Genomic DNA, 16,549 nt, shown 5'->3' with positions numbered 1-16,549 from the left:
TCCCTCTTTTCTAAAGTTGTATTGCCACTTTTAAGGATTCCCTTTTCATTCATTATACATTCGTTTTTGGCGTTTCTTCTTCATCATGAACGCTTAATAAATTTTGCCATTTTTTATAAGGCGCACTATTTGGATCTACGTATCCTTTCGCGTACGAACGATCCCACAATTGTTTAATAAACATTTCTTTCTCTTTCTTGGCAACCATATCGGCACCTGTACCGTAATAGTTTTGGAAATATAACTCAATTTCATCAAGGAATAACCTTAATAATTCATCAGAAGTTTCTTCTAACGTTGGATCATATTTCGCTTCACGGTCATACATTAAAATCATATCTAAAATATTATGGACATGCTCTTTACGTAGCCATCTAATATCTTGAGCACCTAATACAAATGGATGTGTATATAAATGCCCACCTTGTATCATCGCCTTTTCTTGTTCTTCTTCAAACCTGGATAAGATGTTTTCATAAATGAACGGATTATGAAGTAACGCTCTGTGCAATTTATAACTTTCGCTTGAAATATTTTTCCCCATCGACTGAATTAAGAAACTACGTCCAACGCCGTTATATTGATACACGAATTGACCATCAACAGCAACTAAACTAATCCAGCGATATATATACGCGTATAGAAGAGCTCGATTACATTTATCATAATCTAACTTCGTTTGCGTTGCATTTAAGTCTGGCATGAATGCTGGTAAGTGCCAATACTTATCTAAATGCGGTGTTAAACTAGATTTTTTACTATTCAACTTGTTTACACGGCGATAGTACGACTGAAAATAATCACCTTTATCATTCATAAATCCATTTGCAATATGTCCAGACGAAAGCTTAGGAAAGTCTTGTAGTGATAAACCGTAATGTGCACGATAACAAATGACTTCAAATGGCGAGAAAGCTTCATTTACTGTATCTTTTTCTTTAAACATTTCTTGCATTAATTCCTCTTGCAGTTCTTTCTTTAAAGATGGGTGTATACCCCAATATTGTAATTCCCTATGATGAGAAACTTTCGGCACGAATGGACTTGCTAAATGGAACAAGTCTTCAATTTTTTCACGAACATATTCATCACGATCACGATTCTTATAATCCGCTTCTTTTCGTAATGCCTCAACGATATTCAGCTCTAATTTATCGCGATAGCGTATTTGTAATTCATCATAGCAATAACTTAGTATGTGCTCACGATAAAAGTCTTCTACCTTTTTCGATTGAATTTCTTCTGTTTTCGCATCCCGGCAATATTCCCCGTATAAGCTCATATAAATTTCTGCTGATATATCTTTCGGTAATACACCTAAATTTAAATGTTGTTGCATATCTTGCCATATCTTTTCTTGTAACTTCTCTTCCGCTAATACGTATACATTCGTTGGGTTTGTTTTCCCTTCAAATTCTTTGCTTCGCTTTTGAATTTCGAACAATAAATTTTCACGTGTTTCATGTAAATTATCAAAAAACCTTTCCCAATATTGAATCATTTTATTAACCGCTTGATATAACGATTGATAAACGAGTTCTAATAGCATTTCTTTACGGTATTCGTTTAATTTGTGTACGTACTGCGTTACAATATCCTCAAATTCCTTTTTAAATAAACGCTGCTGGTTATTAATCATTTTTCCGAACCAACCTTGTTGTTGCGCAATTTCTACTCGACGTACAGCTGTTACCGTTCCATCAATGTTACTCACATTAAATTTCTTATCGTAATTTTGAATTAAATTACGCTTTTGTTCATTATTTTCATGTAGTCGATTCATTTTTTCCACTAACTGCTTTCGAATTTCATACAACATAAAACGAGCTGCTACTGGATGAACTGGATCTGTTTTCTTTAAAAACCATGTATTTAATTGATATGACTGGCCTTCAGAACCACTTGGTGAAAAACGGTCTGATTCAATCATGTCATATAAAAGTGTCGTTACATGTTCATGTACACGGCTCGGAATCGCATACGCATATAAACGAACCGCATGATCGACCCTTGCTACTTCACCTTTCATTTGTTCCGTCATTTTTAGCTTCGCAGCCGAAATTTTACACTCATGCTGCAGACGATTTAATTCCTCGTCTTTTTGTACCGTACGCTGTACATAACTCTCTACAGCTTCTAAAAACAGTTTAGATTTCGCAACACCAACCTTGCCGCCTTCTGCTCCTTCACGCGTTTCATTGTACATTTGTCTATAGAAAATATGAGCCTGCTCTGGACGAGTAGCAAGATGTTCTAAATCTTCTAAATAACTTTTCCCGCGCTCTGGCTTTTCACGCTGCATACCACGCTTTACATCTTGGTCATATCTATACTTCTTCTCTTGAAACAATTGATCTAAATGAAGCCACGATTCATCTAAACCTTGCACGGCCCATTTTAAAGCACAATATTTTAACACATGCTCATATGGATAAATAATCTTTGCCGTTCCGGCCCCGCAATATCGCCCTTTCCCGCTTGATTCTGCTAATTGCTGAATTTGATTATCTTCCTGTGCAAAATGATTTGCAGACATCGGACTAAATAATTGTAAATAAATCGTATTTGCCATTTGCTCCATATAATCTGATAAATTATGCAGATGGTGTCCATGTAAATTTTCGTAATCGTATAAAAAACAATAATTGTACGGTAAATGGTGTTGTTTAATCGTGTGATTTGTTCTCCCATCCTCATCTACTTGATCCGGTCGATACTCTAATTCAATCGTAACCCCGCCGCGTTTGGATAGTTCTCCTGTAGAACCGAGCGTAATGGCATGTAATTCTTTTAACGAGGCATAGCCGTTTGCTTGCACCGTTTCAAACTCTTTCGCACTAACTGTTCTCGTCTTCACTAACACATCCGGCATTAGAAACGCACCACGTATTAAAATGTTGTGATGTTGCAGTTTTTTTCGAAGCATTTCACGTAAATATAATGCAATTTGTAGAAACATTCCTGAACCTGTTCCGCCCGCTAGTGATGTTACGATAATGACACGTACTCCATATTCCGTTTGATCGCTTGTAACTGGAAAAATCTTCTCGATTTCTTGCCAAAAGGACGTTAATTTATCTTCTTTCATCGCAGCACGTAACGCTAAACGGGAAATGACGCGTAACTGTCCTGCTCCTTCTGTTAATGGTTTATCAAGTATAGTTGGATCCATCGGAAACCACTCTGGAATCGTCGGATCTCCCGCAATATACTCCCTAGGTGTTTTACTAGAGCTCGTTTGCGTCTTAAACTTTCGAATATGATCGAATTTACTCAATGTATTCACATCTGTATCAAATACGTGCATTGCTACTTTTTTCCGGCGCTCCTCAGGTAGTCTTTCATATATTTGATGTGTCACAGTACTACCGATTCCACCTAAACCAATTAATATTGTTGGAACTTGTAACGTCATGTGAACCACCTTCCTATTCTTGCTTGTTTGAAAAAAGGAGGGAAAAATAATACTCTCCTCTTTTCCCCATCTACTATTCACACTCGTATTTGTAAATCTCCTTACCATATCCTCTATCAATTACTAAAAGTTCATTTGGATATAGTGTCTTATGTTCCATTCCAACCTCATCCTCTGTTATAAACATCCCATCAATAATCATTCCTACTACTTGTGACTCTTTCGCTACAAATATCGATTTCGATCCTTTCTTTGCTATAAACGTAACGGATTGCACAGTCTTTCTTTCTGCTCTATACGGAATACCAAAATAATGTTTCCACCATTTATTTTTGAGTAACTCTGGCTCAGATTGATATAACCAATCTTTCGCTACCTCTTGATCCCATTCGTAATACAATAATGCTTTCCGGTGAAATCTTGGACGGACAATCCATCCTAAAACGATTATTCCTACTATTAACAGTAATAAAGTGATAGGAATAACAAACTTAAAAATAAGCGCATACTTTTCATAAAACAGCGCATTTTGAATATGGAGTGTTATATCTTTCTTTACTTTTGGTAATTTTGAATCCTGCACTACGATGGTAGCTTCTACGGTGCCGGTATCTGTAAAATTGAACGTGTCGGAGTAATGCGGTCGAGGATAAATGTAAATTTGATTACCATGCTGTTTTATTTCATAGTTGATTGATTGTTTAGATGTGACACCAGTAGATTTTAATAGTTTTTTTACAGCCTCTTCTGTCATCGGCTTATCATCTAACTGTGGTTGTATAATAAATGGTTTACTATTCTCTAAATTTGTTACTTTTTCTTCATAATCTTTCGTGACAGTTTGAAGTGATAATTTAGGCTTTTTCGTTGTTTCGATTTTAAATTCTTTCGTCTGTCTGTAAAACCCCTTTATGTTCATATGAACTTTCCCGCGTACTAATCCTTTAGTAAGCTTCGTTTCGTAATAAAATACATGTCTTTTATCGTCCCACTTCATCGCATATTGCTTCCCGTCTATTTCTACTTCGGCCTGAAAGTAAGAAGACTGAACTGGCAACTCAGTAGGTTTTGCTTCAATAACAGCTGTCACATCTTCATACATTTCCTCAACATTTTTTCTATCCTTATCCTCTTTGTCATAAGTAGAAACAGTATAATTAAGTGCCGGTTCGACTAGTACTTGTAATCCTTCTTTCTCAATATCTCGGTCCACTTCTATCGTATACGTTCCTGGTTTAATAACTTCTTCATTTTCCGTACTGATATGAACTATATTTCCGAACAATTTCGCTTCACCTGGTGCATGTATGGAAAAAGAAGATTGTAATTGTAATGGTTTAGAAATTTGTGTGACCTGATAATCGGGCAGAGAAGGCGATTGTCGCACAAGCGTCATACGCTTTAACGGAAATGGTGTTGTAATCTCTACTTTCTTCCCTACTACTTTCGTTTTTACAATCGATTCAACAGAGGAGAACGGATCACGATTTGCAACTAATGCCGCCACTTGATTGACGCTTTTTACAATACCATCCTCTCCACTAGATGGCATCGTAACTCCATTTATCTCTTTCTTCCATATTTCTTTAAACGTATTTAGTTGTGCCTTTTCTTGCTGTCCTAAATCCTCTTCCATCGTAATTAAAATTGGATGTAATGATATCTTTTTTGCATCCATTTCTTTCTTAAACTGTGCTAACTTCTGTGTAATTTGTTCTTTTCCGCCAATCTTATCTTTCTCTAAATCATTAAATGCCCCGTCAGTTAAGACAATAAGCCAAAATTCACGTTTCCCATCTATATCTGCTTCCTTTTTTATAGATTGCATCGCCGTTTCTACTGCGCTAAACGGAGTATTTAAATACGTTTTCCACGCTCCAATTCCCTCAATTTCCGTTTGTCTCTTATCCTTCGTTAACGAAATGTTTAATGGATCATTCGGCTTGCTCATTGGAACGTAAGAAAATGTATCTTTTTCATCTAATAGCGCAACTAAACTTTGCAAAGCATAATTGGCATATTTCCAGCGATCGTTATTTCTCATGCTGCCCGAATCATCATATACAAGTGAAACGACCCTTTCCTTTGCCTCCTCTCCTTTTGCAAAAGTCCAAAAAGGATGTAACCATATAAATAGAAACAACATGAATGTGGCACAAATTCGAATTTTCATGATGAGGCTTCGCCACCTTTGTAGACAAATTCCTATGTTTAAATTTATGAGAGGATACAAGATATATGACTTGTATTTTAGGACAACGAACGCAGCATAACTTTATTATGTAAACAGTTATAAAAACTGAATATGATTCCTTCTAGCGTTTTCTATCCGATCATATAAGTAAAAAAGCCTGTTTAAGCTCTACACTTAAAACAGACTTTTCCTACTTTTTATTTTAAAAACACATAACAAAAAGTTTGATTTTTGACTTAACACATCACTTCTATTGTAAATCCACCAGGTGCTTCAACGTAAAACGTATACGCATGTGCACGTTTAGGAGCTTCAACCAAAAATCCATCTTCCTTCAATCTTTGATTTATCTTATTTACTTGTTCTTCACTTTCTTGTGGAAATCCTACATGAAATATTTTTGGATACTGAACTTCTTTTCCTTTCATTAAAGTTAGTATAAATCCATCATTATCACGCATAACTGCAAAGCCATTTCCCCTTGTTCCGCTACAAGTTAAGCCAAAATACTTTTCTAAAAACTCTCTCGCGGCTACTACATCTGCAACTGTTAAATTAAGATGTTTAATTTTCAAACCACCACCATCTTTCTTAATTTTCTAACATTTTATCATAAAATTAAAAAACACGCCTTTCACAGCGTGTTTCATTTCTTCACATACACTTCAACAATCGGATTATCTTTATGATCCGCATGTAAGCGTATATTCTCTTCACTTGTACGATAAATGCCAGCTAATAACATAATCGTTAACACGTTAGGAGTTTTTGCATCACTCCCGTATTTCCTTTCCAGCGCTTCCTTATATTCAAAATCCAAATCCCCCTGCACATATGTATACACTTCAAAACCATCTTCTAAATTGCAAACTACTGTATCAATAATATCTGTCCCTACTTGTTTTTTCATTTCCTCTCGCAATGCTTCAATAAATTCTTCCCACGGTACTTCGTATGTCTGAAACTGATCTGTAGATTTCATGCCTTTTCCTCCTTATATATCCTCTTCCTATATTTCCCCTTTCCTATAACAATTATGATAGTTAGGGCATTCGTACAAGCCGCACTTGTCCCCCTTACATATCGTATTACTGTAATGGGGAAGGAGGAATGAATATGCATAGACAAAAATGTTATGATACATGCCGACGTTACTTCGGAAAAGTGGTTCGGATTGAAGACCGTGATGGCCGTATACATTTAGGTAAAATAATCGATGTGACACAAAGCTCTGTATGGATTGAACCGGTGCAACAGCGCTCATCTTTTGATTCAGGATTCGGATACTATGACGCTTATGCAAATGGTGGTTGCGACCTTTGCGGCGGCCTTAGCAGATGTGATAGTTGCGGATTTGGTTGTGGTGGTGGATTCAGCGGCTGTGGATGTGGCGGTCGTGGTTGTAGTAATTGTGGTGGCGGCGGCTGGGGTGGCGGCGGTTGTGGCTGGGGTGTTGAACTCGGATTTGGTTTCATCTTCGGAATTACATTAGCTGCATTATTTTTCATTTAACATAAGTAAAGAGTTGACTATCTTTAGCCAACTCTTTTTCTTTATTTTTCACATATAAAAATACGATGACCTAAAATATGTTGATACATAAGTCGTACATTTTCATGTTGCACCCATGCCTCATATAACTCATTCGGAATAAATTGTGATACATTCCATTCCGGCTCTTCTATATAGCTAGAGATTGTTTCTGCAATTGTACCACCGCCAGCAATAGTAACCCGCCGAAAATTTGCTTTCTGAAATAATTGTACCCACTCGCTCTCAGTTAATAGTTCTTTCATCCCGTATAATTGAGCGATTTTTTCTTCCTCTCCCTTATCGATGTGCCTATCAATAATCATTTCAATGACAACAAGCTTACCGTCTTTCTGTAATACACGATAGCACTCTGAAATAACCTTTTCTTTTTCTGTAAAAGCGAGTATCGATTCTCCGAGTACGAACTCAAATGAATCATGTAAACAAGGTAATTGCTCTACATTTCCTTCAATTAATTGAATGTCTAGTCCTTCAAACAACCATCTATCTTTCGCCTTTTGAATCATAATTTCATTCTTTTCAACCGCCGTTACTTTATAACCACACTCTTTTGTCATATACGCTGCTGTTTTCCCCGTACCGCAGCCGAGTTCAAGGACATTTGCTCCATATCTAAAAGGCAATTGTGCTAACAGTTGTTTTGTTAACGTAAAACCACCAGGATGAGCACTCCCTATTCCATAATAAGCTAGGAAATCAATGTATGTGTTTCGTTTCATAAAATTCTCCTTTAAATTTTCTATAATACATATATTCACCCATCCATAATTAGTGCACATAAAAAAGCATTCCCAAGTGCGATACCGCAACTTGAAAATGCTCTTCTCTTTTTTATTTCTCTTCAATATACGCCCATTTAAAGCTATATTCCGGACTAATATTATGTTTCACAATTCCCTTTACATTCGGTTTCATAACATATGATTTAGCACTTTGATATAAAGGTACAAGTGCTACATCTTCCTCAAGTAATAATTTCTCTGCCTTACCTAACTCTGTCCAACGTTTTTTTGCATCAGCCATCCATTCTGTCTTACTTTTAGTAATAATGTCATCATATTTTGAATTTGAGTAGCTCATCTGGTTTTGCGAATTTTTTGTTTCAAACATATCAAGATATGTCATTGGATCCGCATAATCTGGATTCCAGCCACCATATGAAAAATCATAATCTTGGTCTGATTCTAATTTTAGTTTTTGTTTAAATGGTTGCAACTTAATATTTACTGTCACACCTTTTAAATTCTTTTCAACTTGATCTTTTACATACTCCCCAACTTTTTTCGCATTACCAGTATCATAATTTAATAACTCTATTGTCACTTGATCTTTTCCAAGTTCTTTTTTCGCTTCTTCCCATGCTGCTGCTGCCTTTTTGGAGTCTTGTTTTAAACCATTCTTAAACGTTTCTGCGAAATCTTTACCGTCTGGTCCACTTGCTAAACCTTTTGGTACTAAGTAATCCACTGGTTTTGAACCATCATTTAAAATAACATTCGTTAAAGCTTTCTTATCAATTGATAACGCAATTGCTTCACGTAATTTTTTACTCTTTAGAGGTGTATCTTGACCACCACGTTTTTGATTTAGACGTAAGTAAAACGTACTTGTTTCCGAATAGGCCCCAAACTCTTCTTTATTGTTTCTATACTTATCCACGAATTCACCTGATAATAGCGCGAAATCAATTGCACCTGTATCATATAAATTTACTCTAGTAGCTGGTTCTTTTACTACACTATAGTTGATTTCCTCTAGTTTTACAGTCTTTTTATCCCAATACTGATCATTTTTCTTTAATTTCCAGCCTTGCTCATGTTTCCAGTCTGTAAGCACAAATGGACCATTATACAGTGTTGTATCAGACTCTAAACCGAATTTATTTCCTTTTTCTTTTACGAACTTTTCATTTAATGGATAGTATGACGCAAATGCCATTAAGTTCAAGAAATATGGTACAGGTCTTTCTAGTTCTACTTCAAGCGTATAATCATCTACCGCTTTTACACCTAATGTCGAAACTTCTCCTTTTCCTTGATTAATCGCTTCTGCATTTTTAAGATAGTAAGCAATAAATGCATACTCAGCAGCTGTTTTTGGATCTACTAGACGTTGCCATGCAAATACGAAATCTTTCGCTGTTACAGGATCACCATTTGACCATTTTGCATCTTTCCGTAATTTAAATGTATATTTTTTGCCATCCTCGCTTTTTGTGCTAGATTCCGCTACAGCTGGGATTGGCTTATTATCTTTATCAAGGCGATATAAACCTTCCATTGTATTCCCTAAAATTTGTGAGCCAAGTGTATCTGTATTTTTTGAAGTATCCATCGTTGGAATTTCATTCGTTTCTGTACGATTTAGCACTTGCTTTGCCGCATATTTAATATCAGATTTCTTCTCTTCCCCACCATTATTAGACGTTGTAGTCGGTTTCTTCTCCCCACCAGATCCAGAAGAACATGCTGTTAAAGCCATACTCATTGCCAAAACTGGTGCTACAACCGCCGTAAACTTTTTCATCTTTTTCTTCATTCTTGTCCCCTCCCCAATTATATGTACGAAACTAACTTTGAGAGATTTTCTACGAACATAATCATTAATACTTTTTCACCAATTAACACGCTATAAATTACCCTCATTTTTAAAGTTTTTATTATCTTATTTTTATAGTAACTATGTATTTTACTATTATTACTATACGAATTCTCCCCCATCTACTATATGTCAGTACCACATTTCTTATTCTTCTCTATTTAATTGAATATAAAAAGAGCGTGTTAAAAATAACTTATCTACTTTTAAACACGCTCTTTTTATTATTTACCTTCCGTTACATAAGCCCACTTAAAGCTATACTCTGGACTAATGTTATGTTTCACAATGCCTTTTATATTCGGTTTCATTACATATGCTCTACCTGTTTGATATAAAGGTACCATCCCTGCATCTTCTTCAAGTAATAATTTTTCTGCTTTACCTAACGTTTCCCAACGTTTCTTCGCATCAGACATTAACTCATTACCTGCTTTTTTCACCATTTCATCATATTTCGGATTCGAATAACTCATTTGGTTATATGGGCTCTTCGATTCGAACATATCAATAAATGTCATTGGATCCGAATAATCTGGGCTCCAACCAGCAAATGAAATTTCATAATCTTGTGCTGATTCTAATTTTAGTTTTTGTTTGAACGGCTGAATTTTCGTATTAACCGTTACACCTTTTAAGTTTTTCTCAATTTGATCTTTAAAGTAGTCAGCAATTTTTTTCGCTGTTCCATCATCATAGCTTAGTAATTCAATTGTCACTTGATCTTTTCCAAGCTCTTTTTTCGCTGCTTCCCAAGCTGCTGCACCTTTTTTCGGATCATATTTCAGACCATTTTTAAATGTATCTTGGTAATCTTTACCGTCAGGTCCTGTCGCAAGCCCTTTTGGTACTAATTGATCTGTTGCTTTTGAACCGTTATTTAAAATAACGTTTGCTAAACCTTTTTTATCAATTGATAATGCGATTGCTTCACGTAGTTTTTTACTCTTTAACGGTGTATCTTGTCCATTACGTTTTTGATTTAAACGTAAGAAGAATGTACTTGCTTCTGAATATTCACCATACTCTTCTTTATTCGATTTATATTTATCAACGAACTCCCCTGATAATAGCGTGAAATCAATTGATCCTGTATCATATAAGTTTACTTTCGTCGCAACTTCTTTTACTACACTATAGTTAATTTCTTCTAATTTCACAGTTTTATTATCCCAGTACTTATCATTTTTCTTTAGCTGCCATCCTTGTTCATGTTTCCATGAAGCCATAACGAACGGTCCGTTATACAACGTTGTATCTGCTTCTAAACCGAACTTATCTCCTTTTTCTTTTACGAACTTTTCATTTAAAGGATAGTACGATGGGAATGCCATTAAATTCAAGAAATATGGCACTGGTTTTTCTAATTCTACTTCTAGCGTATAATCATCTACCGCTTTTGCTCCTAAATCTGTTAGAGGTTTTTCACCTTTATTAATTGCCTCTGCGTTTTTAATATAGTAAGCGATAAACGCATATTCTGCCGCTGTATTTTTATCAAGTAAGCGTTGCCATGCGTATACGAAATCTTTCGCTGTTACAGGATCACCGTTTGACCATTTTGCATCTTTACGTAGTTTAAATGTATATTTTTTGCCATCCTCGCTTTTCGTACTAGATTCTGCCGCAGCTGGGATTGGCTTATTATCTTTATCTAATCGATATAAACCTTCCATTGTGTTCCCTAAAATTTGAGAACCTAATGTATCAGTAGATTTCGAAACATCCATCGTCGGAATCTCTTGATTCTCTGTACGATTTAACACTTGTTTCGCTGCGTATTTAATTTCAGATTTTTTCTCTTCCCCACCACCGCTAGACGTCGTAGTTGATTTCTTCTCCCCACCAGATCCAGAACAAGCTGTCAACGCCATACTCATCGCTAAAACTGGCGCTACAACCGCCGTGAACTTTTTCATCTTTTTCTTCATTTTTGTACCCTCCCCAATTATATGTACGAAGCTGTTTTTGAGAGATTTTCTAATAACCAGTTATCAGAAAATTCTTATTAATTAATATTCTACTAATTTTTCCGGTTTTGTAAAGTTATTTTTAAAATATTTAGAAAATTTATTTTACTTAACAATAGTAACATTCTATTATCTATGACCATACTACACGTATCCTCCATCTACTACATTTCATTTCTTCTCTACTCTTTCATTTTCACGTTCAATGGTACAACAAAAAAGTACTTCAAGGCATGTAGACTGCTTTGAAGTACTTTTTCAACTCTATTATTTTTCAGTAACATATGCCCACTTATAGCTGTATTCTGGGCTAATATTATGCTTAACAACACCTTTTACATGCGGTTTCATAACATAAGATCTAGCACTTTGATATAAAGGTACAAGAGCTACATCTTCTTCAAGAAGTAATTTCTCTGCTTTTCCTAGTTCCTCCCAGCGTTTCTTCGCATCACTCATTAATTCCCCACCAGCTTTTTTAATTATTTCATCATATTTCTGATCAGAGAAACTCATTTGGTTATGAGAGTGCTTACTTTCAAACATATCTAAATATGTCATTGGATCCGCATAATCTGGGCTCCATCCACCATATGAAATATCATAATCTTGATCTGATTCTAATTTAAGTTTTTGTTTAAACGGCTGCAGTTTAATATTTACTGTTACACCTTTTAAGTTTTTCTCAATTTGATCTTTTACATATTCCCCAACTTTTTTCGCATTACCAGTATCATAGTTTAAAAACTCAATTGTAACTTGATCTTTTCCAAGTTCTTTTTTCGCTTCTTCCCATGCAGCAGCTGCTTTTTTCGCATCTGGTTTAACACCGTTTTTAAACGTTTCTTGGAAGTCTTTCCCATCAGGTCCAGCTGCTAAGCCTTTCGGCACTAAATAATCTGCAGGTTTTGACCCATCATTTAAAATAACATTTGTTAAATTCTTTTTATCAATTGATAGCGCAATTGCTTCACGTAATTTCTTGCTCTTTAATGGTGTATCTTGTCCACCACGTTTCTGGTTTAAACGTATAAAGAACGTACTTGGTTCGTTATACACCCCATATTCCTCTTTATTATTTCTATATTTGTCAACAAATTCACCTGTTAATAAGGAGAAATCAATTTGACCACTATCATATAAATTCACATTAGTTGCTGGCTCTTTTACAACACTATAGTTAATTTCATCTAATTTTACAGTCTTTTTATCCCAATATTGATCATTCTTCTTCAGTTTCCAACCTTGCTCATGCTTCCAATCAGTAAGAACGAACGGTCCGTTATATACAGTTGTATCAGATTCTAAACCGTATTTATCCCCTTTTTCTTTTACGAATTTCTCATTTAATGGATAGTACGATGGGAATGCTACTAAGTTTAAGAAGTATGGTACTGCTTGTTCTAATTCAACTTCTAAAGTAAGGTCATCTACTGCTTTAACTCCAAGTTCTGTTACAGGTTTTTCACCTTTATTAACCGCTTCTGCATTTTTAATTGGGAATGCAATGAATGCATACTCAGCAGCTGTTTTTGGATCTAATAAACGTTGCCATGCAAATACGAAATCTTTCGCTGTTACAGGATCACCATTTGACCATTTTGCATCTTTACGTAATTTAAATGTATATTTTTTACCATCCTCACTCTTCGTGCTTGATTCTGCCGCAGCTGGGATTGGTTTATTCTCTTTATCTAAACGGTATAAGCCTTCCATTGTGTTCCCTAAAATTTGAGAGCCCAAAGTATCTGTACTCTTCGACGTATCCATTGTTGGAATTTCCTGATTTTCTGTTTTATTGAACACTTGTTTCGCTGCTAATTTTTCTTCTGATTTGCTATCTCCGCCAGAGCTAGAATTTGTGCTTGTCTTCTTATCTCCACCTGATGTAGAACATGCTGTCAATGCCATACTCATTGCTAAAACTGGTGCTACAACTGCTGTTAGTTTTTTCATTTTTTTCTTTTTCACTTTCTGTACCCTCCCTAATTCTTAACGCTCTCATTTAAGAATTTTCTGATAATTCTGTTTTTCTTTATATATTTATCAGAAGATTCTTATTAACTATTATTCTACTAATTTTTCGAGTTTTGTAAAGTGTTATTATTGAAAATTTTAAAAAAATTATTTTCTTACAGTAATATTCATAAAAATTCCATAATCTTTCGAAACACTATATCTCATTGAATTCTATGTATTGATTTAATAGTCTTTATATCCCTCCACCATAAAACACTTGTAAATTATTGTTAATAAATAATGTATACCGTAACAAACCTCTTTTCTACAAAAATAAAAAAGTCAGCTTTGCTGACTTTTTTATCCGACCATTTTCTCTTTTTTCATTTCCTCTATTACTCTCGTATACTTCTCTTCATCAAATTCATTTTCACTTTTTGCAACAACTACAGTCGCAATACCGTTACCAATTAAATTAACGATAGCACGTGCTTCTGACATGAAACGATCTACACCAAGTAATAGTGCTAACCCTTCTAATGGAATAACATTCATCGCAGATAAAGTAGACGCTAGTACAATAAAGCCTCCACCTGTTACTGCGGCTGCTCCTTTAGATGTAACTAATAAAATAGCTATTATAGTTAATTGTTGACCTAGTGAAAGATCGACGTGAAAGACTTGTGCTAAAAATATAGTAGCCATAGATAAATAAATTGTTGTTCCATCTAAGTTAAAAGAGTAACCTGTCGGAATGACTAAACCTACTACTGGCTTCGAACATCCGAAGTCTTCCATCTTTGTCATCATTCGCGGCAATACTGATTCTGATGATGATGTCCCAAGAACAATAAGTAATTCTTCTTTAATGTATGCTAAATATTTCCACAAACTAAATTTGTAAAATTTACAAATGAAATTTAAAACAATAAAAACAAATAATGCCATTGTTGCATATACACAAATCATTAATTTACCAAGTGGAATAAGTGTACTTAAACCATATTTACCAATTGTAAACGCCATCCCGCCGAATGCTCCTATTGGTGCTAATTTCATTACAATTGATAAAATGTTAAAAAATACTTTCGATAATCTTTCAAAAAAGTCGATTACCGGTTGTCCATTTTTCCCTAACATCGTTAACCCTGCACCGAATAAAATGGAGAAAAACAAAACTTGTAAAATATCACCTTTTGCAAATGCTTCAAACATGTTAGACGGCACAATATGTAAAAAGAAATCCATCCATTTCATTTCTTGTCCGCTTTGTACATATTGTGAAACATCTCCGCCCTTTAGTTTTGAAGGGTCTAATCCGTCTCCTGGACGCACAACATTCGCTACAATGATACCAATTATTAAAGCCGCTGTTGTAACAATTTCAAAATATAATAGTGCCTTCCCGCCAACACGACCTACCTTTTTCATACTTCCCATACTTGCAATACCAAGCACAATTGTTAAAAAGATAATCGGTGCAATAACCATTTTAATCATATTGATGAACGTTTCACCAATTGGCTTCATCTCTTGTCCAACACTCGGCCAAATCGCTCCTACTGCAATACCACAAATAATGGCCACAATAACTTGAAATGTTAAATTCTTTACAATTCTCATTTTTAATACTCCCTTATTTTTTCATTTCTCCCAAACTATTTTCATCACTAACATTTATTCTATGTGATGGCCCTCTGTTATGTAACTTAAACCTTAACTTTATGTTACACTATTATGTTAATTTTGAAAATAGTATATAACATTTGTATATAAACGACATACTATTTAACGTAATAAAAAGCAGACATCACATCTGCTTTAATTCTCCTCAATCTGCTTTTCACTTAATCCTAGATGTGTTCTAAGAGTATTGCTCAAACTCTGTAGATCTTTTTTATTAGGATTATAATAATATACACGTTGGCCGTTTGGGCCATTAGGTAAGTATAAATCATCACCAGCTAATTGTATTTTTTCAACTGAACTGTTTAAACCGTATTTATAAAAAGATAAAATATCATCCATTACTAAATTTGTTTTAAAATCACCGTCAACCGCCTCAACTATTTTTTCTAGCTTCGTAATCGATCCTACACTTTTTAATTTACTTAAAATCGCTTCCATAACAAGTTGTTGCCGCTGCCCTCTCATTGCATCACTATCAATATGACGCGTTCTTGCTAAGGCAAGTGCCTCTTCCCCTGTTAATTTTTGTAGTCCTTTTTTCAAATGGATTGCGTCAGGTTCATCTTTACTATTTTGCTCCGTAAATTCAACTGGGACATCTACTTCAATCCCATCTAATCCATCAACAATTTTAGTAAATGAATTAAAATTAAACTTTACAAAATAATCAACAGGCACTTGTAATAACTTTTCTACCGCTTCCACTGAAGCTTGCGGCCCTCCATCTTTACCATTTTTAACGAAACCACTTCCATATGCATGCGTTATTTTATCTTTTTTCTTTTCAACCGGAACATATGTGTATGTATCACGTGGTATGCTCGTCAATTTCACAGTCTTATCATCTTTATTAAAAGTAGCTAACAGCAGTGCATCTGTATGAAATGCACCATTATACTCCTTTTGTCGCTCTTGATTTTCATCAATTCCCATAATTAAAAGTGAAACATTATTAGTAATCGGTTTTACCGTTTCCTCACGTAAATTTGATTTTTCACCACGTGCCAAATTAACATTTGATTTTTGTACGAGATTAGAAGTTTTCATATATACGTAAGTACCATATCCAAATCCGCCAAATAATAATATCGCTAACAATACACTTATTATCGTTGTCTTTTTATATTTTCGTTTATTTTTCTTTTCTCTTGAAGAAGAATGATTCTCCAT

At 34.9% G+C, this 16,549-nt stretch carries 11 protein-coding genes; 1 reads left to right on the top strand and 10 read right to left on the bottom strand.

Features of this window, described 5'->3' with window-relative positions; genetic code table 11:
• Nucleotides 1–52: 52 nt before the first annotated feature.
• The 4 genes from QCI47_RS10010 to QCI47_RS09995 form a co-directional block, all read right to left on the bottom strand.
• Entirely contained in the window at nucleotides 53–3,415 is a 3,363-nt protein-coding gene (locus QCI47_RS10010; RefSeq protein WP_000175152.1) for a tubulin-like doman-containing protein, read from the bottom strand.
• Nucleotides 3,416–3,488: 73 nt separating this feature from the next.
• Entirely contained in the window at nucleotides 3,489–5,588 is a 2,100-nt protein-coding gene (locus QCI47_RS10005; RefSeq protein WP_076874958.1) for a vWA domain-containing protein, read from the bottom strand.
• Nucleotides 5,589–5,845: 257 nt separating this feature from the next.
• On the bottom strand, nucleotides 5,846–6,184 hold the full coding sequence (locus QCI47_RS10000) for a VOC family protein (RefSeq protein WP_353811765.1): 339 nt from the start codon (nucleotides 6,182–6,184) through the stop codon (nucleotides 5,846–5,848).
• Between the two features lie 71 nt (nucleotides 6,185–6,255).
• Nucleotides 6,256–6,591 (bottom strand): hypothetical protein, encoded by a 336-nt coding sequence (locus QCI47_RS09995; RefSeq protein ID WP_000842907.1) that lies wholly within the window; start codon nucleotides 6,589–6,591, stop codon nucleotides 6,256–6,258.
• Between the two features lie 134 nt (nucleotides 6,592–6,725).
• On the opposite strand from QCI47_RS09995, the gene QCI47_RS09990 reads away from it, so the two are divergent.
• Complete coding sequence (locus QCI47_RS09990; RefSeq protein WP_000554990.1) at nucleotides 6,726–7,121, top strand: hypothetical protein; 396 nt, start codon at nucleotides 6,726–6,728, stop codon at nucleotides 7,119–7,121.
• 41 nt (nucleotides 7,122–7,162) lie between these two features.
• Here the strand turns inward: QCI47_RS09990 and QCI47_RS09985 are convergent, their stop codons facing one another.
• The 6 genes from QCI47_RS09985 to QCI47_RS09960 all read right to left on the bottom strand — a co-directional run bounded on the left by QCI47_RS09985 (nucleotide 7,163) and on the right by QCI47_RS09960 (nucleotide 16,549).
• Complete coding sequence (locus tag QCI47_RS09985; RefSeq protein WP_000828279.1) at nucleotides 7,163–7,882, bottom strand: class I SAM-dependent methyltransferase; 720 nt, start codon at nucleotides 7,880–7,882, stop codon at nucleotides 7,163–7,165.
• A gap of 112 nt (nucleotides 7,883–7,994) precedes the next feature.
• Nucleotides 7,995–9,701, bottom strand: coding sequence for a peptide ABC transporter substrate-binding protein (locus QCI47_RS09980; RefSeq protein WP_071742854.1), 1,707 nt, complete (start codon nucleotides 9,699–9,701; stop codon nucleotides 7,995–7,997).
• Between the two features lie 284 nt (nucleotides 9,702–9,985).
• A complete protein-coding gene (locus QCI47_RS09975; RefSeq protein WP_000728446.1) occupies nucleotides 9,986–11,692 on the bottom strand; it encodes a peptide ABC transporter substrate-binding protein in 1,707 nt (568 codons plus the stop codon).
• 306 nt (nucleotides 11,693–11,998) lie between these two features.
• Nucleotides 11,999–13,702: a peptide ABC transporter substrate-binding protein gene (locus QCI47_RS09970; RefSeq protein ID WP_000727510.1), complete on the bottom strand. Its 1,704-nt coding sequence runs from the start codon at nucleotides 13,700–13,702 to the stop codon at nucleotides 11,999–12,001.
• Between the two features lie 348 nt (nucleotides 13,703–14,050).
• The gene (locus QCI47_RS09965) at nucleotides 14,051–15,313 is read right to left on the bottom strand and encodes a dicarboxylate/amino acid:cation symporter (protein ID WP_061131677.1); all 1,263 of its coding nucleotides are present in this window, start codon (nucleotides 15,311–15,313) and stop codon (nucleotides 14,051–14,053) included.
• A 198-nt stretch (nucleotides 15,314–15,511) separates the two neighbouring features.
• Complete coding sequence (locus tag QCI47_RS09960) at nucleotides 15,512–16,549, bottom strand: LCP family protein (protein ID WP_000427602.1); 1,038 nt, start codon at nucleotides 16,547–16,549, stop codon at nucleotides 15,512–15,514.

Source organism: Bacillus cereus group sp. RP29 (genome assembly GCF_040459765.1).
Taxonomy (GTDB): Bacteria; Bacillota; Bacilli; order Bacillales; family Bacillaceae_G; genus Bacillus_A; species Bacillus_A paranthracis.
This window is presented reverse-complemented; position numbering and strand designations above follow the sequence as displayed.